Genomic DNA, 20,248 nt, shown 5'->3' with positions numbered 1-20,248 from the left:
TTATGGGAAACACAGATGAGCTTCATGCAGCGCAAAAGCGGCCTCCTCAAGGCGATGGCCGTGGCCCTTTCACTGGCGCTGCCGACGGTGCTCGCCGTCTCGGCGGCCGACGCCCGGATCGGCGGCGGCTCCAGCTCGGGCTCCCGCGGCACGCGCACCTTCTCCGCGCCACCTCCCACCTCGACCGCGCCGGGATCGGCGTCGCAGTTCAACCGCACCATCACCCAGCCGGGCCAGCCCGGCGGCTTCAACACGGCTGCGCCGTCGCGTGGCGGGCTGTTCGGCGGCCGCGCGGGTGGCCTGCTCGGCGGTCTCGCTGCCGGCTTCCTCGGTGCCGGCCTGTTCGGCATGCTGTTCGGCGGCGGGCTCTTCTCCGGCCTCGGCGGCTTCGCCTCGATCATCGGTCTGATCCTCCAGGTCCTGCTGGTGGTGTTCCTGGTGCGCATGGCGATGGCCTGGTGGCAGCGCCGCAACCAGCCGGCCTATGCCGCCGGCCCGGCGCCGTCGCCCACCGACGGCCAGCCGAGCCTCCGCTCGGGCCTGAGCGGCCTTGGTGGTTTCGGTGGCTTCGGCGGTGGCAGCAACACGCCGCCGCTGCAGATCCAGCCGGCCGACTACGAGTCGTTCGAGCGGCTGCTCGGCGAGATCCAGTCCGCCTGGTCGAACGAGGATGTCGGCCGCCTGCGGCTGCTGTCGACGCCGGAGATGGCCTCGTATTTCGAGCGCGATCTCGAGCAGAACCAGGCCCGCGGCGTGGTCAACAAGGTCAGCGCCGTGAAGCTGCTGCAGGGTGACCTCGCCGAAGCCTGGCGCGAGAATGGTGCGGACTACGCCACGGTCGCGATGCGCTTCACCTTGGCCGACAAGACCATCGAGCGCGCCTCGGGCCGGGTGGTCGACGGCTCCGACCAGCCGCAGGAGGTCACCGAGATCTGGACCTTCCTGCGCCACGCCGGCGCCGATTGGCAGCTATCGGGAATCCAGCAGGTCAGCTGAGCCTGACTTGAGACCCTCATCAGGCGCCGCGGAGCAATCCGCGGCGCCTTTGCTTGTGGAACAATTCCCATCTCTCGCGGGCCCGATGGCGGCTGTTCCCAGGCCGATCTGAAGCGCACGGGCGGCGACGGGCTGCTATACTGCTTCGCGGCGAACTAACACCGCGTCCGTTGCGTCGTCCGAGCCGAACGTGTGGGCGCATCACTGCGAGGATGGCCCATGCGTTACGAGCTGTACTACTGGCCCATGATCCAGGGCCGCGGCGAATATGTGCGTCTCGCGCTGGAGGAGGCGGGCGCCGCCTATCGCGACGTCGCGCGCGAGGACGGCATCGGTGCGATGACGGCGATGATGGAGGCGGACAGCGACACGCCGCCCTTCGCGCCACCGTTCCTGAGAGCGGGCCGCCGCGTCATCGGCCAGACCGCCAACATCCTGCTGTTTCTCGGCAGCCGCCATGGCCTCGCGCCCAAGGCCGAAGCCGGCCAGCTCTGGGTGCATCAATTGCAGCTCACCGTGACCGACTTCGTCGTCGAGATCCACGACACGCATCATCCGCTGGGGCCGACGCTGTACTACGAGGACCAGCGCGCGCCGGCCAGGAAGCGCACCGCCGAGTTCTGGGGCGAGCGGGTGCCGAAATTCCTCGGCTATTTCGAGCAGCTCCTGTCGAAAAGCGGTGGCGCCTACGTCACCGGGCGCAGGCTCACTTATGCCGACCTGTCGCTGTTCCAGATCGTCGCCGGCCTGCGCTACGCGTTCCCGAAGCGCATGATGGCGTTCGAGCGCAACATCCCGAGCCTCGTCGCGCTGCATGACCGCGTCGCCAGCAGGCCGAACATCTCAGCCTATCTCGCCAGCGAGCGCCGCATCGCCTTCAACGAGGACGGCATCTTCCGCCACTACAAGGCGCTGGATGCGTGAAGGCGAAGCCCTGCGGCGCCGCGCTTGACGATGTATAAGCATTGGCTTATACATCTGGCATGATCGTCGAAGCCCAGCTGACATCCGTCATGAAGACGCTTGCCGACCCGACGCGGCGGGCCGTGTTCGAGCGCATCGCGCGCGAGGGGGAGGTGGCGGCCACCGGCCTGGTGCAGGGCTCGCGCGTGTCGCAGCCGGCGATCTCACAGCATCTCAAGGCGCTGCGCGACGCCGGGCTGGTCAGCGAACGGCGCGACGGCCGCCACAACTATTATAGCGTCGCGCCAAAAGGGCTGGCGCCGCTGGTCGACTGGCTCGGTCATTACCGCGCATTCTGGCATGAGCGTATTGCCGGCCTCGAGGCACTGTTGAAGGAGACCGAGTGATGGGTGAGACGCATGCGATCGTGGTGGAGAAGCATCTGCCCCATTCGCCCGACAAGATCTGGCGCACGCTGACCACGAGCGACCTGATCGCGAAATGGTTGATGCCGAACGACTTCGTCGCGGCCACCGGGCATCGCTTCACCTTCCGCACCAAGCCGGTGGGCGACTGGGATGGCGTCGTTCATTGCGAGGTGCTCGCCTGTGAGCCGCCGCATCTGCTCAGCTATTCCTGGAAGGGCGGTTCGGACTCCAACCCGGCCTACGGCTTACGGCTCGACAGCGTCGTGACCTGGACGTTGACGCCGGTCGAGGGCGGCACGCATCTGCGGATGGTCCATGACGGCTTCGTCTTCCCGGGCAACAAGTTTCAGTTCGACATCATGGGACAGGGGTGGAGTCGGATCGGCGATGCCATCACACGTATAGCGGCGGATGCCTGAGGCGCCGCCGCTATACGAAGTTGGCCTGAGGGTGTGGGATCGTCAGGCGAGAATGTCGACGCGCGTGCCCTGGCCGGGCGGCAGCGGCGGACGGGAAGCCTGCTTTTCAGCGGCCGCTTCGTCGCCGGTCTTGTCGGGCTTGAAGGCCTGGCTCTGCTGCGTCTGATTCCGGGTCTGCGTGTCTTGGGTCTGCGGCTTGGTCGTCTCGGTCGAGACCGGCGGCGGTGAGGGCGGCGGTGATGACGACGAAACGCTCGAAACGGACATGGTCCAGCTCCTCGCTTGGTGTTGCGATGAGCGTGGCCATCCCTGACGAAAACTTCGTCAACCAGATCGCTCGAATTGTCTGCAACTGTCGGTGGCGCGGCGAATAGTGAACGGGTCGCTGCCGCCGGCGCAGAAACGACAGGGCTGTCGCGTCACCCCGGCCTATTGGTCCTTGCTGCGGCTGATGATGATCGAGGACTCGGTCTTGGTCCGGGCACAGCGCATGTCGAGCCGGCGGTAGCGGCTGGCGACGTCGTCGCCGCGGAAGATCCCGAGCCGGCGGTAACAGCGTGTGACGCCGCGCTGCATGTCGTCCTTCGGCAAGGTGAACACGATCGCCGCCGCGCTCGCCATCAGGTCGATGAAGGCCGGCGGCGGCTTGCGGTCGGTTTTTCCGAACAATTGATTGCTGACGTTCTTAGACGAGCAGCCGAGCGTGAGCTCGCGCGCCTTGGGATGGGCGAGATAGACCGTGCCCGCCGCGGTCTGTCCGATCCGGACGCCGTCGATGCCGTTCCTCAATTCCTTGGCGATGTCGTCGCAGCGATCCGCTTGCGCGGCCTGCGGCAGCAGCAACGTGCTGAGTGCGACGAGGACGGCAAAGACGGCCGTGCGGCCAAATGAGCAGTGATAGAAATGCATTCCAAATACCCCCGCGCCATTGAAGCCTGCGCGCGGAGGTCATGCAAGCGCGATGCGCCGCGGCCGCACAAGATCGTCGGCCGACGTGACCGCGTGTTGACGGGCCGCGGTCACCTGCCGGCGGCAGCGGCGCGATCGCTTCGTCAGAACCAGCAGCGGCCCGGATGCGACAGCGATACGCCCGCGGCGCGGCGCTCGCAGTCATTGCCGTAGGTCTGGAAGTTGCAGCCGCACACCGGCATGTAGATGCGATTGCAGAACGTCGGCTTTCGGCGGCAGACACCCATCATGTCGAACCGGCCACACTGGCCGGCTGGGAATTCGCAATAAAGACCGGCATTGCAGGAGATGCCGGCAAATCCGCCGCACGCACGACCGGGACCGACCGCGCCGGCGCTGCTCGGGAGCATGGTGGTCAGGGCAAGAGCAATTGTGATGGCAACGAAGAGACCTCGTTTCATGACGCCTCCAGGAGGAAAATGATTAGGTAGACAATCTAAGGTTACATAATGCGGCGACCGATCGCAATCGATCTCGCCGCGCGATCGACATTGCGCTGGTCGCGGCGTCATGTTGCGGCGACCTCGCGGGCCGTCTCGATCAGCAGGTCGAACGTCTCGTCGGGCGCGTGCTGCACGACATCGTGCCCGCACGCAAATGCGTGCACGCGCCACGCGGGATCGCTGCGCAGCCGCTCATATTGCGCGGTGAACGGCGTCGCGCTCCATCCGCTGGCGTACACGAAGGTGCGCTGCAGAGCCGCCGGCACCGGACTGTGGAGCTTTAGGGCCTGGATGAAGGTACCGAGCGGATGCGGCCGGCGGCGCGGATCGGAGCCTTCGCGCGGCAGCGCCGTCAGCCCGTCATGCCCGGCACGTTCGATCACGAACCGGCGATACGCGTCGCCGGCGAGATCCCACCATGACTGACCGTTCTCGGGTGCGAAGGCATCGAGATAGATCAGTGCCGCGAGCCTTTCCGGCACGCGGTCGGCGACGCCGGTCGCGACCATGCCGCCATAGCTGTGCGCGCACAGGATGACCTCGGACAGGTCCTCGATCGTCAGCAGATCAATGACGTCAGCGATGTGGGTGTCGAGATTGACGGCATGGGCGGCGCGGGCCGGTGTCTCCTCCAATCCAGTCAAGGTCACCGCATAGGCGTCATGGCCGGCCTGCTGGAGCCTGGCCGAGAGCGCAGCGTACATCCAGCCGCCGTGCCAACCTCCTGGAATCAGGACAAAACTTGCCATGATCGTACCCCTCTGCCGCTGTGCCGAGACATGTCTTGCAAGGCTTCCGACGGGTAGCGTATCAGACCTGTCAAGACCGCTTTGGGCGGCCATTTCTAGAACCCCACGAGCTCGCCATGAACGCGCCCACCGCTTTCCCCGACCAGTCCAAGCCCGTCCCGCCTTACAAGCACACGCCGCTGTTTCCGCTGGGCCCGGACACCACGCCCTACAAGAAGATCACGGCCGAGGGCGTGCGGGTCGAGAAGGTCTTGGGCCGCGACATGCTGGTGGTGTCGCGCGACGCGTTGCGGACGCTGTCCGAGGCCGCGTTCGGCGAGATCAACCACTTCCTGCGCCCCGGCCATCTGAAGCAGCTGCGCAGCATCCTGGAGGATCCGGAGGCCAGCCCGAACGACAAGTTCGTCGCGCTCGACTTCCTGAAGAATGCCAACATCTCCGCTGGCGGCGTGCTGCCGATGTGCCAGGATACTGGCACCGCGATCATCATGGGCAAGAAGGGCTGCAACGTCATCACCGACGGTGACGACGAGGCCGCGCTGAGCCAAGGTGCGCGCGACGCATACTTGCGCCGGAACCTGCGCTACTCGCAGGTCGCGCCGCTGTCGATGTATGAAGAGAAGAACACCGCCAACAACATGCCGGCGCAGACCGAGATCTACGCCGAGGGCGAGGACGCCTACAAGTTCATGTTCATGGCCAAGGGCGGCGGCTCGGCCAACAAAAGTTTCCTGTTCCAGGCGACGCCCTCGGTGCTGACCAAGGACAGGCTGCTGGCGTTCCTGAAGGAGAAGATCCTGACGCTCGGCACCGCGGCATGCCCGCCCTATCACCTCGCCATCGTGATCGGCGGCACCTCGGCTGAATTGTGCATGAAGACGGTGAAGCTCGCCTCCGCCCGTTATCTCGACGCGCTGCCGACGCAGGGCTCCCCGGACGGCAACGCCTTCCGCGATCTCGAGATGGAGCAGGAAATCCACAAGATGACGCAGTCGCTCGGCGTCGGCGCGCAGTTCGGCGGCAAGTATTTCTGCCATGACGTCCGCGTCATCCGCATGCCGCGTCACGGCGCGAGCTTGCCGATCGGTCTCGGCGTGTCCTGCTCGGCCGACCGCCAGGTGCTCGGCAAGATCACCAAGGACGGCGTCTATCTCGAGGAGCTCGAGCATCATCCGGCGCAGTATTTGCCGGAGGTCGAGCAGGCGCTCGGCGGCGAGGTCGTCAAGATCGACCTCAACCAGCCGATGAAGGACATCCTCGCCACTCTGTCGAAGAACCCGATCAAGACGCGGTTGTCCCTGACCGGCACCATGATCGTGGCGCGCGATGCCGCCCATGCCAAGCTGCGCGAGCGCCTCGACCGTGGCGAGCCGCTGCCGGACTACTTCAAGAACCATCCGGTGTATTACGCCGGTCCGGCCAAGACTCCGGACGGCTACGCCTCCGGCGCGTTCGGCCCGACCACCGCGGGCCGCATGGATTCCTTCGTCGACCAGTTCCAGGCGGCCGGCGGCTCGATGGTGATGGTCGCCAAGGGCAACCGCGCGCCGGCGGTGCGCGAGGCCTGCAAGAAGCACGGCGGCTTCTATCTCGGCTCGATCGGCGGCGCCGCGGCCAACCTCGCCGAGCACTGCATCAAGAAGGTCGAGGTCGTCGAATATCCCGAGCTGGGCATGGAAGCCATCTGGCGCATCGAGGTCGTCGACTTCCCGGCCTTCATCATCATCGACGACAAGGGCAACGACTTCTTCAAGGAGCTGAACCTCGGCTGAGGTGAGGTGCGCGATATTTGTTGCAGCGGCCGGGAGTAATCCCGGCCGTTTATTTTGACAGTCTAGAGGAAGTCGGATCAACTAAACGAGTTAGTCCAGCACGGCGACTAAGGATTGCCGTGACTGGCCGCTTGGTTGTTTATGGCTGCACGAATCTCGGGAATTTCTTTTAGCTGATTCAGAAGATCAGCTCGTACCTTGGTGTCGTTTCGTTCCCAAATTGTACCATGAAGCGTGAGTAACCGCTGTTGAACCGTATCCAGCTTGGTCAGTGCCCGGTCTAGGTCGGGCTGGGTAATTACATAGATTGTATCGAAGTTGATTGGCATGTCTCGCGAGAGGACTTGGGAACTTTGCTGGAGGTTCACGAAATGCGTCATGTTGGTGAGCTTGTCAGCCGGTTCTCTAATTAGGAGGACATCTTCTAACTGATCAGAATATCCCCAAGTGCGCTAGCTTGTCCCTATACTTCATGGAAGAGCGAATATCGATCTTCATGATCGCTTCTACTACATGGAAGTGATCTTCCGTTAAAGTTGCTCGTGCCGCCGAGCTTATTGTTCGAAGCTGAGCCGATCGATTCTCTAATCCGCTCCAGATGGCGAGAACCGCTTTTTGGTTTGCGTGAAGAAGCATTGCGAGAAATAGTCCGAGAAGACTCTCTATCTCCGACCATTCCGCAATGTACTGTGCTGTTCTAATGCCAACGTTTGGTCGTTTGAGCATTACTGAATTGCTGCCCCATTCAGCGGCGCAGCTAGGTTTCACGCGCGAAAGCGGCTGCATGTGAAGAGCCGTCTAGCAAAGTCTTAAGTTCGGAAAGTGTGCCGATGCTACTATCTCAGCATGTATTTGTGCAAGAATATAATCCGCTCTGTTGGGGATGCTAGCAATAGCGTGTTACGTGGGAAGTGTCGATGATGATAGCTGTGACACGCAACCAACCCGTCATAGGGCTTGATGGATTCCGCAATGGTTGGGTCGCGGTCGTGATCGACGGTGCCGGGCGCGCGATCAGCTTTCCTGCTGACATCTCCACCGCACTCGCGGCCCCCTTCACCCGTGCCGCCATCGACATCCCCATCGGCATGACCGATGACGGCGAGCGCGCCTGTGACAAGCTCGCGCGCGACAAACTCGCGCCGCACCGCTCCCGTGTCTTCACCGGCGCGCGGCGGTGGCTGTGGGAGGACCACACCGATCCCGACGAGGCGAACATCGAGGCGTCGCGGCGCGGCCAGACACGCGCGTCGCGCCAGCTCTGGCACCTCGGCCGCAAGATCATGGAGGTCGACGCCTTCGTGCGCGCGCATCGCGACTGCGACCTCCGCGAGGCCCATCCGGAGCTGGTGTTCCTACGCCTCAACGGTGCGCCGCTGCCGTCGAAGAAGACGGAGCAGGGCGCTAAGCTGCGGCGCGACCTGTTAGTTGCGGCTGGCTTCGTCGAGATCGACGACTGGGTCACCCGCGCCCGTCTCGGCACCGGCGCCAAGCCCGACGACCTCCTCGACGCCTGCGCCGTAGCGCTCGCTGCCCGCGACTGCGCCGGCTGCGTGCCGGAGGGCGAGGCGCCGCGGGATGCACATGGCGTGGCGATGCAGGTCTGGTTTTGATGTGGCGTTGCCCTTGGGCCATCGAGACGAGCTAACCTCTGCCTGAAGGGGCAGGGGGGCGAATTCGGGGCCAGTCCTTCACACCGCCGTCACCGTCCGCGGGCGATCCAGTATACACTGGCACCTCGGCTGACCAACGCCGTCTCGGGGTACTGGATGTCCTGCCTTCGCGGGGCATGACGATCCTCGGGCAATTGGCGCGAGCGCCACCCCAGCGCACCGGGCCAAGGCTTGCGGGTGATTCTGATAAAAATAAATATCTTGCTATTTTTTCGAAATCATGTTTTCCTCCCGCCATCCCGTCCCAAGCCGAGGGGCGTAGCGCGCGATCGTCACGACACGCGGGGCGGGGAGCGGTGGCCGCGATCATGTCGCAGCGTGTCTTCGGGCGCGCGGACGAACGATGTGTCGCGGACGTGAAGTCGCAGCGTCCTGACACCCCGATGCCGGTGTTACGTTCGCGACGGCGCTAACGCGCCGCGCGGATCATGGTGGCCAACAAGCCGGTGCACCAGGGAGACTGCGTATAAGCGTGAAGCCATCGCGCAGGGAAGGCCGGGCGTTTCTCGGCTGCACCTGTGGTACCTGCCGCCTGCATTTTTCTCGCAGGCGGGCCGCAGGCGTCAGCCGACGCCTGGCCTTCCCTGCGCCCTCTGCATTTTGAAGAGGGACATGTCGATGCATCCCTCGGGCGAGGTTCGCTGCGAGGCTGCGTTCGCGTGTCCGGGCTGTTTGAGATGTGAAGCGGAACGAGCCGGACAAACGCTGCCGTAGGGTGGGCAAAGCGTCCGCCCGCGGGGCGGGTGCGTGCCCACCGTCGATTGGCGCACTGCGGAGCTAAATGGTGGGCACGGCGCGCGTGGGGCCGCCACGAAGCGGCGGCCGGCGTGGCGTGCCTTTGCCCACCCTTCAGAACGGTGATCAGGCCCTCGCGCCGGTGAACGGGAAGCTGCCCATGAAGCCGATGCCCATCTCGCCGGAGATGGTGTCGCCGGCGACCTTGCCCTTGAAGTCGAGCGTCAGCGGCATCGGGCTGGTGATGGAGACCTTCCAGGCGACGTCGTCGCCGTTGACGGTGCCGTCGAAGATCTCGGCGGAATCGCCCTCCGCGGCCTGGGTCCCCGTCAGCGTCGCGCCCGAGCTCTTCACGCTCAGCGTCGCGCTGCGCTCGCCCATCGGCGTATTCAAGGTCAGATTCCAGTTGCCGTCCACAGCCATCGATCGTTCTCCTGGCGTTGCCATCCCGCACCCCGAAGCACTGTTCGAGGAAGCCTCGGGGCGCCCCTATAGCGCATCTTTGCTGATAAGCCCAATACGGCGATCGGTTGCGTTACGCGCGCGCGGCCCGCAACCGGTTGGCGACCACGAAGCGGAAGGCGACGAACTGCAGTGCAAAAGCCGCGACCTTGGCGCCGCCCGCGACCACGGTGATGTAGAGCACCCACAGCTTGATGTCGCCGGTCATGGCGACCGCGATGGTGCCGAGACCGAGCGCGAACATCAGCGCCGCCCAGGCGAAGCCGGCGACGTTGACGTATTCCGGAATGGTCTCCGCCACGATCGGCGGAACGTAGCGCAGCATCCAGCCGCGCTTGAGCATGATGAGGCCGATGGCGAAATGGCCGATCGCAGGCTTGGCGAACATGAAGCGCGGGTCGTTGGTCAGCAGCGTGACGCCGCCGAGCACGATGACGAGGCCGACGCTGGCATAGGCCATGAAGCTGAGGCTCACGCCCCTGACGCGGGCGTAGACCACCTGGACCACCGCGACGGCGACCGCGGCGGCCGTGGCCAGCACGACGTTATCGGTAGCGATATACAGGATGAAGAAGACCGCAGCCGACAGGAAGTCGGCCGTCAGTTTGGCAAACACGTCCTTCACGCACGTCTCCCTGGGGCACACCCCGTCACGAATCCTGACCGGACATTGCGGCCGCAGTCGGTGCGGCGATGTCTTTCGTCTTACGATACTCAGGATACCAGCGCGTGAAATAAAGTGCACTGTTGCGTGCGGCAAAGGCGATGGCGAGGCCGGTCCAATAGGGCAGGCCGGGGACGTAGAGCGTCATCAGGTTGCCGACCATCATCAGCAGCGCCGACAGCGTCCAGGCGCCGGTGATGACGTAATTGGCGCGCAGAAAGCCGGGAATCGCCACGGTTTCCGGCGGGACCGCCTCGAGCGCATATTGCAGCGTGAACGGAGTGCGCAGCAGCATCGAGCCGAGCGACAGCGCGAAAATGCCGCAGTCGACCGCGAGGCGCACCGCCGAGGCGCTCAGCGTCGGGTCGATGAGGCTGAGGTAGGCGGCTACGCTTGCGAACACGATCGTCGAGCCCAGGCCGAGGATCTTGATCGAACGTCCCTTGGCGACGTCGAGCGCAATCACGGCCAGGCACATCACCGTGGCTACGGCCAGGCTGAGCGTGGCCGAGACCACCATCATCAGCGCCGCGTAGACGCCGTAGGGCGCAAGGATAAGGAAGATCGTCATGGCGTTGGTCTGGCCAATCTTTACACTGCCAAGATTGATAGGGCGCGGACGGCGCCGCGTCAAGCAAATCTTGACAGTGTCAAAATTTCGTGAGATCACGAATTAATACAAGTTAATCAATGGTTTGGATTTTCGCTGCCGACCCAATTGCCGTGGAATCCATCGGGCACGCGGTGTCCGAGATGCACCAGGGCGACGGGACCGCCGCCGATGTCGGTGGCGTTGAAGACGGCGAGGTCGCTGGTGTTGGAGCCGGCGCGCCAGACCACGGTCAGCAGCCAGCCGTCGCCCTCGGCGGCATCGAGGCTGCGCGGCACGAACACCGGCTCGGACAGGGTGTCGCCGGTGGGCAGCAGGTGCGTCGCCTGGCGCGTGCCGGCGCCGTCGACATGGGCGAGCCCGGACAGCGCGCCGAACAGCGGCCCGTCCGGATTGGCGCAGGCGTACCAGCCGTGACGGCTCTTGAGCCCGGCGCGGCGGTCGTCGATGCGGGGGAATTCGCCGGTGAGGTCGTCGAGATAGGTTTGCGTGAAGCGGTCGGTGCTGCCGGCGAGGTCGAAGCTCCAGCGGCACAGCCGCGCGACCGACTTTGCCGGATCTGTCGGGCGCCCGTCGGGATGCGGAAACAGCGGCGCTTCCTCGAACTGCATGACGTCGGCGACGATGCGGCCGCCGTCCTCCCAGGCGTTCATGATGTGGAAGACGTAGCAGGCGTCACCGCGAAACCAGACGATGTCCTTGATGTCGCCGCTGCGCTTCATCACACCGACATAGGCGCCCTTGTCGGGCTCCCAGGCATAAGGCGGCTTGCCGGACATTGCGCGCTCGATGCTGCCGGTGAGCGGCAGGATTGGAAACAGCACGTGGTTGGCCGTGACGATGAAGTCGTGCACCATGCTGGCATAGGGCGCCTCGAAACGATCGATGCGCGTCAGCTTGCCGGCAGCATCGACCGTGCCGTAGGACAGCGCCGGCGTCAGCGGACCGGCGGCGTTGTAGCCGAAGAACAGCAATTCGCCGGTGACCGGATCGGTCTTCGGATGCGCGGTGAAGGCGCCGCGCAGGCGGCCGCCGAAATCGTGGTAGCCGCGGGTGGCGAGCGTGCCCGGCTTGATCTCGGTCGGCAGATGCGCCTCTTCGAGCGCGAGCAGGCGGCCGGCATGGGCGATGATGTTGGTGTTGGCGACGCCGCCATCGGTGACGTCGGCGGGCGCGTCCGCCAGCCGGCGGCCGAAGCCGCCGAACAGGGCGTGGCCGGCCTTGCGCTCGGCCTCGAATTTGGGCGTGCGGATCCAGCGGTTGCGATAGGACGCGCGGCCGTTCTCGAGATGGAAGGCGTGCAGCATGCCGTCGCCGACGAACCAGTGCGAGCCGGGCGAAGCGAATTGCGGGTTGGGGCCATTGCGATAGAGCGTGCCGTTCAGCTCACGCGGCAGCTCGCCGGTGATTGCGAGGAACGGCGCGTCGCATTCGAACGGGATCGGCGCGAGATTGCTGCGCTCCTTCCGAGTCTGCCGGGCGGTCGTCGACGTAGCGTCGCTCATGGTCGTTCCTCCACTTTATCTTTACGTTGTAAAGATAAAGCTAGCGGGCGAACATGGCGGGGTCAAGCCAAATCTTTACGCTGTCAAAATTGCTTGTATAAGGAGGCTCATGACGAGCAAGACTGAAAAAGTCCGGGCGCAGCCTCGACGCATCGCGACATCGGCGGCACGGGCGCGGGTGCGGCGGGCGGCCGGCACTGCGGGCGAGGCGGCGACGCCCTATCATCACGGCGCGCTGCGTGATGCGCTGCTGGAGGCGGCCGAGCGCGTGCTGGAGCGCGACGGGCTCGCCGGACTCACCTTGCGCGCAGTGGCGCGCGAGGCCGGCGTGTCGCATGCGGCGCCGACGCATCATTTCAAGGATCTCACCGGGCTCGTCAGCGAGCTCGCCGCGATCGGCTTCACGCGCTTCAACGCCGCGATGAAGGCGGCGGGCGAGCAGCCGGGCACGCCGATCGAGCGCGCGATGGCGCGTGCCCGCGCCTATGTCGCCTATGCGCAGGCCAATCCCGGCATGTACGGGCTGATGTTCCGCACCGAGCGGCTCGACTATTCGCGGCCGTCGCTGCACGAGGCGGCCGAGGCCTCGTTCGCCGGGCTGGCGGGCTCGGTGGCCGCACGCAGCGAAGGCCAGGTCGGCAACGAGGAGCTGTCGCTCGATCAGGCCGCCGCGATCGCGCGCGCCTGGTCGCTGGTGCACGGCTACACGATGCTGCTGCTCGACGGCCGTCTCGCCGACATCCTGCGCCGCTCGCCTGCTGGCACCAACGCCGAATCGCTGCTCGAGGCGATGCTGAAGGCCACCGTGCCGAAGCTGCCGCCTGGCGCGCAAGTCGCGGGATGAGGACCAGGAATGCAAGAGAAAGCGGCTCGCGGCCCGCGCAAACTGGGGACGGCTCGAAACGGCGGCCGGAAACACCTGACAGCGTCGCCAAATTATCCTAGAACGGCGGCCTCGCGAGGTTCATCTCTTCTCATCGATCATGCCTGTCATCCCGCCGACCAAACCCTATCGCATCGGCCGCTCCAAGACGGGGCTCGGCCTGTTCGCAACCCAGCCGATCAAGAAGGGCACCAAGATCGTCCGCTATTTCGGTCCGCTGCTGGATTCGAAGAAGGCGGACGAGGACGCGATCGAGAACAAATATCTGTTCGAGCTCGACAAGCGCTGGACCATCGACGGCTCGGTCCGTGAGAACGTCGCCCGCTACATCAATCATTCCTGCAAGCCGAACGCCGAGTCCGACGTCAAGCCGCGCAAGAAGAAGATCTTCATCCGGGCCATCAAGAACATCGAGCCCGGCGAGGAGATCAACTACGACTACGGCACCGACTACTTCAAAGCCTATCTGAAGCCGATCGGCTGCAAATGCGACGCCTGCGAGAAGAAGCGGGCGAAGCAGAAGGCCGAGGCGCGCGCCGAGCGGACGCGGGTGAAGGCGAAGGCCGAGAAGAAGGCGAAGAAAAAGGCCGGGAAGCCCGTCAAGGACAAGGCCAAGCAGCGGCCCAAGGCCAGAGCCAAATCGGGCGGCGAGGCTGCTCGCGGCAAGGCCAAGACCCGGCGCCCGGCTGCCGGCAATCGCGGCAAGACCAGATCCACCCCGGCGAAGACTGTGACCAGCCGCGCCAAGGCGGCCTGAGCCGATCAGTTCGTTTCCGGGATCTCTCAGGACGGCTTGCCGAAGGCCAGCGTCGTCCAGGTGACGCCGGCAACCCGGTTCTCCGCGCCGAGCGACTCGCCATGCCGGTTGAGCTGGAGCGTCAGCCCGAGCTGCCGCGCCGGCTCAACGATCGTCTCGGCCGCGATCTCGAACATCCGGCGGCCCGGCGGCACCGGACCATGCCGCAACGTCATGATCAGTATTCCGCCGGGAGCAATCCGCGCCGCGATGTTGGGAAGCGCGCGTCGCCGCTGCTCCTCATCGAGATGCATCAGGACGGCGGTCAGCATGACGAGGTCGAACTGCTCATCACGAGCGGCCAGTGTGGCGAGCTCCGGAAGGCTGTCGTCGATCCAGGTGATCGCAGGCGAGGCATGCAGCCGCATGGCGCCGACGCGCAGCGCATCGGTCGGCTCGACGGCAACCACCTGATGTCCGAGGCCTGCAAACCACGCGGCGTCGCGCCCCGTGCCCGCTCCAATGTCGAGCACGCGTGCGGGCGTATTCGGCAGCAGATGAAGCACGGCGGCATGAACCTGTTCCGACGGGATGCTCTCGTACCGCACGAAGAGACTGTCGGCTTCAGCGGCGTAGCCTTCCGTTCCTCTCACCTGCGGCTGCATCGCTGCGATCTCCTGTCGGTCGCCGATTATGCCGAAGGTGCATTCGCCGCGCATGCCCAATCTCGGTTGGGGCGGGAGCGCCGGCCCGCGCGAGCACGATGGCCGGTGCTCATCACCGATCGGGTCACGCCGTTACGGTGCCGGAACTGCGGCGCAAGCCGATATATTGCAGCTCGGCGAAGACGCCGGTGCCCACCGCCTGGGCCGCGACGAAGATTTCGCCGGGCACGTTCGGTGTGACGAGGCCGGAGAACAGCAGCGCGATGCTGCCGACCGTCCATGCCGCATTGCCGGCGATGACCAGAAGGATCAGCGGCCTTGGCGCCATCGGCCGCGCGCCCAGCCAGCCGACGAAGGCCGCGTAGACGATCAGGAACAGACCGGTCTCGCGCAGCAGCGCGTCGGGCAGTTGCAGCAGCGCCGCCAGCGGCGAGGCGCCGAATGTGAGCGCGAGCCCGGCAATGCCGCTGAAGGCGGCATCGGCGAGCAGGGCGCGGCGGAGCAGGGCGGACGAGGTGATCATGTCGGGTCTCCTTTGGTTTGGGGGAGGGCGGTTCAGCGGAACCAGGCCAGGAGCTGACGGCGCAGGCGCGCCGGGCGCAGCGAGCGTGCTGCCCTTGTCTCGATGGCATAGACCTGCGCGAAGACGAGGCTGCCCGTGACGTGCAGCAGCGGCTCCGGCAGGTTGAGCGAGCGCGCCAGCAGCGATGTCGCGAGACCCGCCAGCCAGTGGCCGACTGCGGTGAAGGGAAAGGTCTCGGGATTGCGCTGCCTGCTCATCGTCATCTCCTGTGGTGAGGACGATGACCTGCGCCGGGAGGCATTTCGATTACCTGGCAGGTCATGGAGGCGCTGACGTCAGCGTGATAGGTCTTGGCCCATGAATGCACAGCTTGCTTCGGCGCGCGCCGACCGCGCCAGACCCGTTCATGTCGGTGAGCACCTGCGGCAATGGCGGCAGCGCCGGCATCTCAGCCAGCTCGATCTCGCGCTCGATGCCGAGATCTCGGCGCGCCATCTGAGCTTCGTGGAAACCGGCCGCGCCGCGCCGTCGCGCGACATGGTCCTCAAACTGGCGGAGCGACTGGACGTGCCCTTGCGCGAACGCAACGTTCTGCTGGTGGCGGCGGGCTACGCGCCCGCCTTCCAGCAGCGCCCGCTGGATGATCCGGCGCTCAAGCCCGCGCGCGAGGCGATGAACCTCGTGCTCAAGGCCCATGAGCCCAACCCTGCGCTCGCGATCGACCGGCACTGGAACCTGGTCGCGGCGAACCGGATGATCGCGCCGCTGCTGACAGGCGTCCCACCGCGACTGCTTGCGCCGCCGCTCAACGTGCTGCGCGTGGCGCTGCATCCGGAGGGGCTCGCAGCGCGGACGGTGAATCTCGCCGAATGGTCCGGACATCTGCTCGAGCGGCTGCACCGGCAATGCGAGGCGACGGCGGATGCCGATTTGCTGAAGCTTTATCAGGAGCTGAAGTCCTATCCGTTCCCGGCGCGATCGGCGCCGCTCGCGGCCGACAGCGTCGCGATCCCGCTGCGGCTGCGGGTCGGGACCGACGTGCTGAGCTTCTTCTCGACGACGATGGTGTTCGGCACGCCGGTCGACATCACGTTGTCGGAGCTGGCGCTGGAGACCTTCTTTCCGGCCGATGAGCTCACGGCCATCAGGCTGAAGGAGATGGTTACCTCGCCGTGACCGCGCTTGTCTCGGCGATGCAGAGGCTTATCTTGCGCGGATCGCAAGCGAACCTGGAGCGAGGCGCATGAGCACCTTGAAGCCGCTGATCATTGATGTCGTCTCCGACGTCGTCTGTCCCTGGTGCTACATCGGCAAGAAGCGCATCGAGGACGCGCTGGAGCTCGTGCCGGACGTTCCGGTCGAGGTGAATTTCCGGCCGTTCTTCCTCAATCCCTGGGTGCCGCGCGAGGGCATCAGCCGCGAGCAGTACCTGACGACCAAGTTCGGATCGGTCGAGGCCTACAAGGGCATCGCGGGCCGCGTGGTGGCGGCCGCGGAGCAGGAGGGGCTGAGCTATCATCCCGATCGTGTTGCCCGTCAGCCCAACACGATCGATTGTCATCGCCTGATCCGCTGGGCGGGCGAGATCGGCAGGGCGCCCGAGATGAAGCAGCGGCTGATGGAATTGTATTTCCGCGACGGCGGCGATCTCACCGATATCGATGTGCTGGTGCAGGCCGCAGCGGATTGCGGGCTCGATGCCCAGGTGGTCCGCAAGATGCTGGCGACCGACGAGGATGTGGCGCTGGTCTCTGCCCAGGCGCAGGAGGCCGCGGAGAAGGGCATCTCCGGAGTTCCGACCTACGTCTTCGCGCAGAAATACGCCGTCTCCGGTGCGCAGGATCCGCAGATGCTGGCCCGTGCCATCCGGCAGGTGTCGGCGGAGGTCAACGCCGAGGCGGCTGAGTAGTCGGCCGGCGCTTTCGGATGGCGCGGATCGCGTGCACGGCGCGACGTGCGATGGCCAGGCCTTCGCGTCGTGCCGTCAACGCAGCGTGGATCAGCTCGACGATCGGATCGCGCGCGTAGAGCGGGATCAGCACGTCACCGATGGCGAGGCGCTCGCGCCAGATCGGGTTGATCATGGGATGGTCGGGACCGGCAGTGGAATCGGCGGCGTTGATCTTCGGATCCGCGCAAAGGTGCCGTGTCAGGTCGAGCGTCAGCTGGACACCGGGCGAGTACTTCGCGAAGCGCTCGTCGACGCCGAGCTTGAAGAAGAAGGCGCGGTCCTGATGGCGCAACACGACGCCCGCGGCGACGGTGGTGTCGCCCGCCCGGAGGCTGATGATCTCGCAGGCCTCGTGCTGCGCAAGCGCCGCTGCCGCGCGTCGGATGAACGCCACGTCGCCGTCGTGCTGGATCAGCGCAGTGCCGCGGCGTCCCTTCCAGCCGCTCGCCTCCAGGACCAGAAACGTCTCCAGCGCAGCGGAGACGTCGCCGGGAGAGCGCGCGACCTCGAAGCGAACCGCGCCATGCTCGGCCAGCCGATGACGCAGGCGGCGCAACTCCTTCAGCTTCTTGGCGCCGAGCGCGTCATGCAGCACTTGGTCGGCGTCCACGGTCGCATCGAGAAAGGCTCTTTCATAGCAATGCAGCATGCGCGGGCGCAGGCCGCCGCGACGAAGGGCCGCGTCGAACGCCTGCATCACGGAGCCTGCCAGCGACATGTCGCGCAGCAGCACGGCGCGAGCGCCTGTTCGTCGCGCTTCGTCGAGCATCTGCGCCGCAGCCGGCTCCGCGCTCCCTGCGTCGAGCAGCGGCGTGCACAAAGTGCCGTAGGGATGGCCACTGGCGAGCGCGGGCAGTGGAAGCCTGCAGGCATGCCATAGGGAGGTCGTGGGCATCAGGCCGATGAGACGCGAGGGCTGATCGTCGTCCCATGCGCACAGCGCCGATGTTCCGGTGCGGCCGCGCGCCGTGGCGTTCACCGCGCGTTCCCATCCGGGCAGGTAATAGCCGTTCGGCTCGCGCGCACGCTCCGCGAGATCCTGCCATGCCTGCGGTGAAACGGTCTCGAGCGGCACCAGGTGGGCGGCGCGCACGCACGCGAGCGGATCGGCCTGGTGGTTCCTTGCCGTCGATGAAGCAGTCGCAATCGCGCGATCGATGATCTCGGCCACGTCCCGATGGTCCCCTCGCGGCGCGGACAACCCGCACCGCGGGCGACACTAGCGTAAAGCTGACAAGAGACACTTGACGTTGGCAGACAATTCGAATCGATGCGTTAACGGCCGGTTCAGCCTATCGCCGGCTGCGATCAGCGGATCAGCGCCACCTCGCGGAAGGCGCCGATCAGGGGCTTCTCGAGCTTGCCCTCCATCTCCTGGAGGATCTCATAGGCCTTCTCGCGCGTCATCACCGGCTTGTAGCTGCGATATTCGATCAGCGCAGAGAAGATGTCGGAGATGGTGAGGATGCGTGTCAGATCTGGAATGTTGTCGGCCATAAGCCCATCGGGATAGCCGCTGCCGTCGAGAAATTCGTGATGGTGGCGCACCGCCTTGAGCACTTCGTCGGTGATCGCTGCGTTGTCCTTCAGCGCTTCGTAGCCGGCCACGGGATGGGTTTCCACCAGCGTGCGTTCCTTGACGTCGAGCCGTCCCGGCTTGTCGAGAATGGTCAGCGGGATTTTGGCCTTGCCGATGTCGTGGAACATCGCGGCCATGTAGAGACGCTCCAGATCGGAACTGTGGACGCCGAGGCTCAAGCCGAAATCCACGGTGATGCCGGTCACGAGCAGGCAGTGTTGATAGGTGCCTTCGTGATGGCGGCGAACGGTGGCGAGCCAATCGGACAGACCGTTTTCCGCTATACAGTCGGCGATCCGCTTGCCCGCCCGCCGGGTCTCCTCGACGTCGATCGCTGCACCGCCCAGCACGGCTGCAAACATCGAGGCGATGCAGGACGCGCCGGCAAATGCGGCCTGTCGGTCGTCGACCGCGATGCTCTTGGCCGCAGAACCGGGGCGCACATCGAGCAGCTTTCCGAGCAACTGATTGCGGCTCGGCGTGCTCGACAGCACGCTCGTCGCGCCGAGCGCATAGGCCTGGACCGTCGACAGACGGGATTTGTTGTTGGTGAGGAAGATCCGCCGCGGAATACGCGAGAGCCGGTCGGAGATCTCCTTCAATGCGGTGATGTTGTCGACGCGGCGCAGATCGGCGGCCACGACGATCGCGTCGATGTCTCCGCCTTTGAATTCGGCGTCACCGATCAGTTCAGATGTGAGCGAGCAGCGCTCGGCCAGCATGCCGCGAAGCAGAGCGAGCTTGGCTGTGTCATCGCCGACGAGGTGAACGTTCATGGAAAGCCGTGTCCAGGGTCATTCCGCGCTTTTGCGAACCAGATGTTCCGCAGGAATCGTTAAATTTGAGCCATTCGTTCGCTGTGCGGTTGCGGAATTGCGTTAGCTAAGAACTAACAATCCGCAACCGATGCGGTAGCCCGTTCCAGCACGCCAACTGACGTGGCGAGTTCCAGTCGACGTGGCGGATCCAGATCGCCTTCGGGTCAAAATCACTTCGTCGGCAGGATGGCTTTGTAATCTTCAGAAACACAGTCGTCGGCGGACGCCGTGCGTCGCCGGTCGATGATCTCGTTGTGCCTGATCGTGAGCCGATAGGTCTGGCGCCGGAGCGTTGCGCCGCTCACCGAGATGATTCCGGCCCGCACGCAGGCGGTCCATGTATCGCCGGCATCGGTCTGTCGGGCGGATGTGGCCTCGAGATCGCGCGGCAGCGTCGTTGCGACGAAGATCATGTCGAGATTCTTGCGCACCAGAAGTGCGACATCCGGCGCGGCTTCGGGTTGCGGCGGCGCGGGCGCCTTGGCGCGCATGAAGGCCGGCAGGCGCGCATTGCTGTCGGCGGCGCAGCCGGCCAGAAGCAGGGCCGAGAGCAGCCCCACCTGTGACGCAATCCGCCGCATGTCTCATCGCCCCCATTGCGGCGCGCACGCTAGCCAGCGATCGCGGCATTGCTACGGGGATCTCGTGCAGCAACGATGTCCGGCCGCGGGCGGCAAGGGCGCGAACGGCGCCGGCCGTGCGGCATCGTGCTCACCGGATTGTGCCCGTCGGGATGAACCGGGTCACGAACCGGCTCGACCAACA

Annotated in this window: 25 protein-coding genes and 1 pseudogene; 11 read left to right on the top strand and 15 right to left on the bottom strand. The window is 65.4% G+C overall.

Going from position 1 to position 20,248, the window contains the following annotated elements:
- Positions 1-24 precede the first annotated feature (24 nt).
- The 5 genes and pseudogenes from QX039_RS27400 to QX039_RS27380 all read left to right on the top strand — a co-directional run bounded on the left by QX039_RS27400 (position 25) and on the right by QX039_RS27380 (position 2,746).
- Positions 25-996, top strand: a complete 972-nt coding sequence (locus QX039_RS27400; RefSeq protein ID WP_315770671.1) for a Tim44 domain-containing protein — start codon at positions 25-27, stop codon at positions 994-996.
- Between the two features lie 56 nt (positions 997-1,052).
- Positions 1,053-1,155 (top strand): annotated as a pseudogene (locus QX039_RS27395) (lectin); the annotation flags it as partial.
- 60 nt (positions 1,156-1,215) lie between these two features.
- Complete coding sequence (locus QX039_RS27390; protein WP_315770502.1) at positions 1,216-1,920, top strand: glutathione S-transferase; 705 nt, start codon at positions 1,216-1,218, stop codon at positions 1,918-1,920.
- 59 nt (positions 1,921-1,979) lie between these two features.
- Positions 1,980-2,306, top strand: coding sequence for a metalloregulator ArsR/SmtB family transcription factor (locus QX039_RS27385; protein ID WP_315756586.1), 327 nt, complete (start codon positions 1,980-1,982; stop codon positions 2,304-2,306).
- The gene (locus QX039_RS27380) at positions 2,306-2,746 is read left to right on the top strand and encodes an SRPBCC domain-containing protein (RefSeq protein WP_315756547.1); all 441 of its coding nucleotides are present in this window, start codon (positions 2,306-2,308) and stop codon (positions 2,744-2,746) included. The genes QX039_RS27385 and QX039_RS27380 overlap by 1 nt, the downstream gene beginning before the upstream one ends.
- Positions 2,747-2,788: 42 nt before the next feature.
- On the opposite strand, the gene QX039_RS27375 is transcribed toward QX039_RS27380, so the two are convergent.
- The 4 genes from QX039_RS27375 to QX039_RS27360 form a co-directional block, all read right to left on the bottom strand.
- On the bottom strand, positions 2,789-3,013 hold the full coding sequence (locus QX039_RS27375; protein WP_315738755.1) for a hypothetical protein: 225 nt from the start codon (positions 3,011-3,013) through the stop codon (positions 2,789-2,791).
- Positions 3,014-3,175: 162 nt separating this feature from the next.
- Complete coding sequence (locus tag QX039_RS27370) at positions 3,176-3,655, bottom strand: hypothetical protein (RefSeq protein ID WP_315770501.1); 480 nt, start codon at positions 3,653-3,655, stop codon at positions 3,176-3,178.
- A gap of 143 nt (positions 3,656-3,798) precedes the next feature.
- Positions 3,799-4,116, bottom strand: a complete 318-nt coding sequence (locus QX039_RS27365) for a hypothetical protein (RefSeq protein ID WP_315770499.1) — start codon at positions 4,114-4,116, stop codon at positions 3,799-3,801.
- Positions 4,117-4,223: 107 nt separating this feature from the next.
- The gene (locus tag QX039_RS27360) at positions 4,224-4,907 is read right to left on the bottom strand and encodes an alpha/beta hydrolase (RefSeq protein ID WP_315770497.1); all 684 of its coding nucleotides are present in this window, start codon (positions 4,905-4,907) and stop codon (positions 4,224-4,226) included.
- 116 nt (positions 4,908-5,023) lie between these two features.
- Between QX039_RS27360 and QX039_RS27355 the strand changes: the two genes are divergently transcribed.
- Positions 5,024-6,679, top strand: coding sequence for a fumarate hydratase (locus tag QX039_RS27355; protein ID WP_315738752.1), 1,656 nt, complete (start codon positions 5,024-5,026; stop codon positions 6,677-6,679).
- Positions 6,680-6,786: 107 nt separating this feature from the next.
- Here the strand turns inward: QX039_RS27355 and QX039_RS27350 are convergent, their stop codons facing one another.
- The gene (locus tag QX039_RS27350; RefSeq protein ID WP_315770495.1) at positions 6,787-7,059 is read right to left on the bottom strand and encodes a hypothetical protein; all 273 of its coding nucleotides are present in this window, start codon (positions 7,057-7,059) and stop codon (positions 6,787-6,789) included.
- Between the two features lie 537 nt (positions 7,060-7,596).
- Between QX039_RS27350 and QX039_RS27345 the strand changes: the two genes are divergently transcribed.
- Entirely contained in the window at positions 7,597-8,292 is a 696-nt protein-coding gene (locus QX039_RS27345; protein ID WP_315770494.1) for a DUF429 domain-containing protein, read from the top strand.
- A gap of 921 nt (positions 8,293-9,213) precedes the next feature.
- On the opposite strand, the gene QX039_RS27340 is transcribed toward QX039_RS27345, so the two are convergent.
- The 4 genes from QX039_RS27340 to QX039_RS27325 all read right to left on the bottom strand — a co-directional run bounded on the left by QX039_RS27340 (position 9,214) and on the right by QX039_RS27325 (position 12,328).
- Positions 9,214-9,510, bottom strand: coding sequence for a hypothetical protein (locus QX039_RS27340; protein WP_315739925.1), 297 nt, complete (start codon positions 9,508-9,510; stop codon positions 9,214-9,216).
- A gap of 112 nt (positions 9,511-9,622) precedes the next feature.
- A complete protein-coding gene (locus tag QX039_RS27335; protein WP_315739924.1) occupies positions 9,623-10,174 on the bottom strand; it encodes a septation protein IspZ in 552 nt (183 codons plus the stop codon).
- A 25-nt stretch (positions 10,175-10,199) separates the two neighbouring features.
- Positions 10,200-10,784 (bottom strand): hypothetical protein, encoded by a 585-nt coding sequence (locus QX039_RS27330; RefSeq protein ID WP_315770669.1) that lies wholly within the window; start codon positions 10,782-10,784, stop codon positions 10,200-10,202.
- Between the two features lie 116 nt (positions 10,785-10,900).
- Complete coding sequence (locus QX039_RS27325) at positions 10,901-12,328, bottom strand: carotenoid oxygenase family protein (RefSeq protein ID WP_315739922.1); 1,428 nt, start codon at positions 12,326-12,328, stop codon at positions 10,901-10,903.
- A gap of 109 nt (positions 12,329-12,437) precedes the next feature.
- On the opposite strand from QX039_RS27325, the gene QX039_RS27320 reads away from it, so the two are divergent.
- Both QX039_RS27320 and QX039_RS27315 read left to right on the top strand, forming a co-directional pair.
- Positions 12,438-13,172, top strand: coding sequence for a TetR/AcrR family transcriptional regulator (locus tag QX039_RS27320; protein WP_315739921.1), 735 nt, complete (start codon positions 12,438-12,440; stop codon positions 13,170-13,172).
- A 139-nt stretch (positions 13,173-13,311) separates the two neighbouring features.
- Positions 13,312-13,968: an SET domain-containing protein gene (locus QX039_RS27315; protein ID WP_315739920.1), complete on the top strand. Its 657-nt coding sequence runs from the start codon at positions 13,312-13,314 to the stop codon at positions 13,966-13,968.
- Between the two features lie 26 nt (positions 13,969-13,994).
- On the opposite strand, the gene QX039_RS27310 is transcribed toward QX039_RS27315, so the two are convergent.
- The 3 genes from QX039_RS27310 to QX039_RS27300 form a co-directional block, all read right to left on the bottom strand.
- On the bottom strand, positions 13,995-14,612 hold the full coding sequence (locus tag QX039_RS27310; RefSeq protein WP_315739919.1) for a class I SAM-dependent methyltransferase: 618 nt from the start codon (positions 14,610-14,612) through the stop codon (positions 13,995-13,997).
- Between the two features lie 124 nt (positions 14,613-14,736).
- Positions 14,737-15,135 (bottom strand): hypothetical protein, encoded by a 399-nt coding sequence (locus tag QX039_RS27305; RefSeq protein WP_315739918.1) that lies wholly within the window; start codon positions 15,133-15,135, stop codon positions 14,737-14,739.
- A gap of 32 nt (positions 15,136-15,167) precedes the next feature.
- On the bottom strand, positions 15,168-15,392 hold the full coding sequence (locus QX039_RS27300) for a hypothetical protein (protein WP_315739917.1): 225 nt from the start codon (positions 15,390-15,392) through the stop codon (positions 15,168-15,170).
- A gap of 100 nt (positions 15,393-15,492) precedes the next feature.
- Here QX039_RS27300 and QX039_RS27295 point away from each other — a divergent pair, with 100 nt between their 5' ends.
- Together QX039_RS27295 and QX039_RS27290 are read left to right on the top strand one after the other, a co-directional pair.
- Positions 15,493-16,311, top strand: coding sequence for a helix-turn-helix transcriptional regulator (locus QX039_RS27295; RefSeq protein ID WP_315739916.1), 819 nt, complete (start codon positions 15,493-15,495; stop codon positions 16,309-16,311).
- Between the two features lie 67 nt (positions 16,312-16,378).
- Positions 16,379-17,044 carry a DsbA family oxidoreductase gene (locus tag QX039_RS27290; RefSeq protein WP_315770492.1) on the top strand — a complete coding sequence of 222 codons (666 nt, stop codon included), beginning with the start codon at positions 16,379-16,381 and terminating at the stop codon, positions 17,042-17,044.
- Here QX039_RS27290 and QX039_RS27285 read toward each other — a convergent pair.
- The 3 genes from QX039_RS27285 to QX039_RS27275 form a co-directional block, all read right to left on the bottom strand.
- On the bottom strand, positions 17,022-18,257 hold the full coding sequence (locus tag QX039_RS27285) for a GNAT family N-acetyltransferase (RefSeq protein WP_409998827.1): 1,236 nt from the start codon (positions 18,255-18,257) through the stop codon (positions 17,022-17,024). The genes QX039_RS27290 and QX039_RS27285 overlap by 23 nt on opposite strands.
- A gap of 137 nt (positions 18,258-18,394) precedes the next feature.
- The gene (locus QX039_RS27280; protein WP_315770490.1) at positions 18,395-19,441 is read right to left on the bottom strand and encodes an HD-GYP domain-containing protein; all 1,047 of its coding nucleotides are present in this window, start codon (positions 19,439-19,441) and stop codon (positions 18,395-18,397) included.
- Between the two features lie 212 nt (positions 19,442-19,653).
- Positions 19,654-20,064 carry a hypothetical protein gene (locus QX039_RS27275; RefSeq protein WP_315770488.1) on the bottom strand — a complete coding sequence of 137 codons (411 nt, stop codon included), beginning with the start codon at positions 20,062-20,064 and terminating at the stop codon, positions 19,654-19,656.
- Positions 20,065-20,248: the final 184 nt, after the last annotated feature.

It is taken from the genome of Bradyrhizobium sp. SZCCHNR1043 (genome assembly GCF_032489675.1).
Classification (GTDB): Bacteria; Pseudomonadota; Alphaproteobacteria; order Rhizobiales; family Xanthobacteraceae; genus Bradyrhizobium.
Note: the sequence above shows the minus strand (reverse complement) of the source record. Positions and strands in the feature narration are given on the sequence as shown.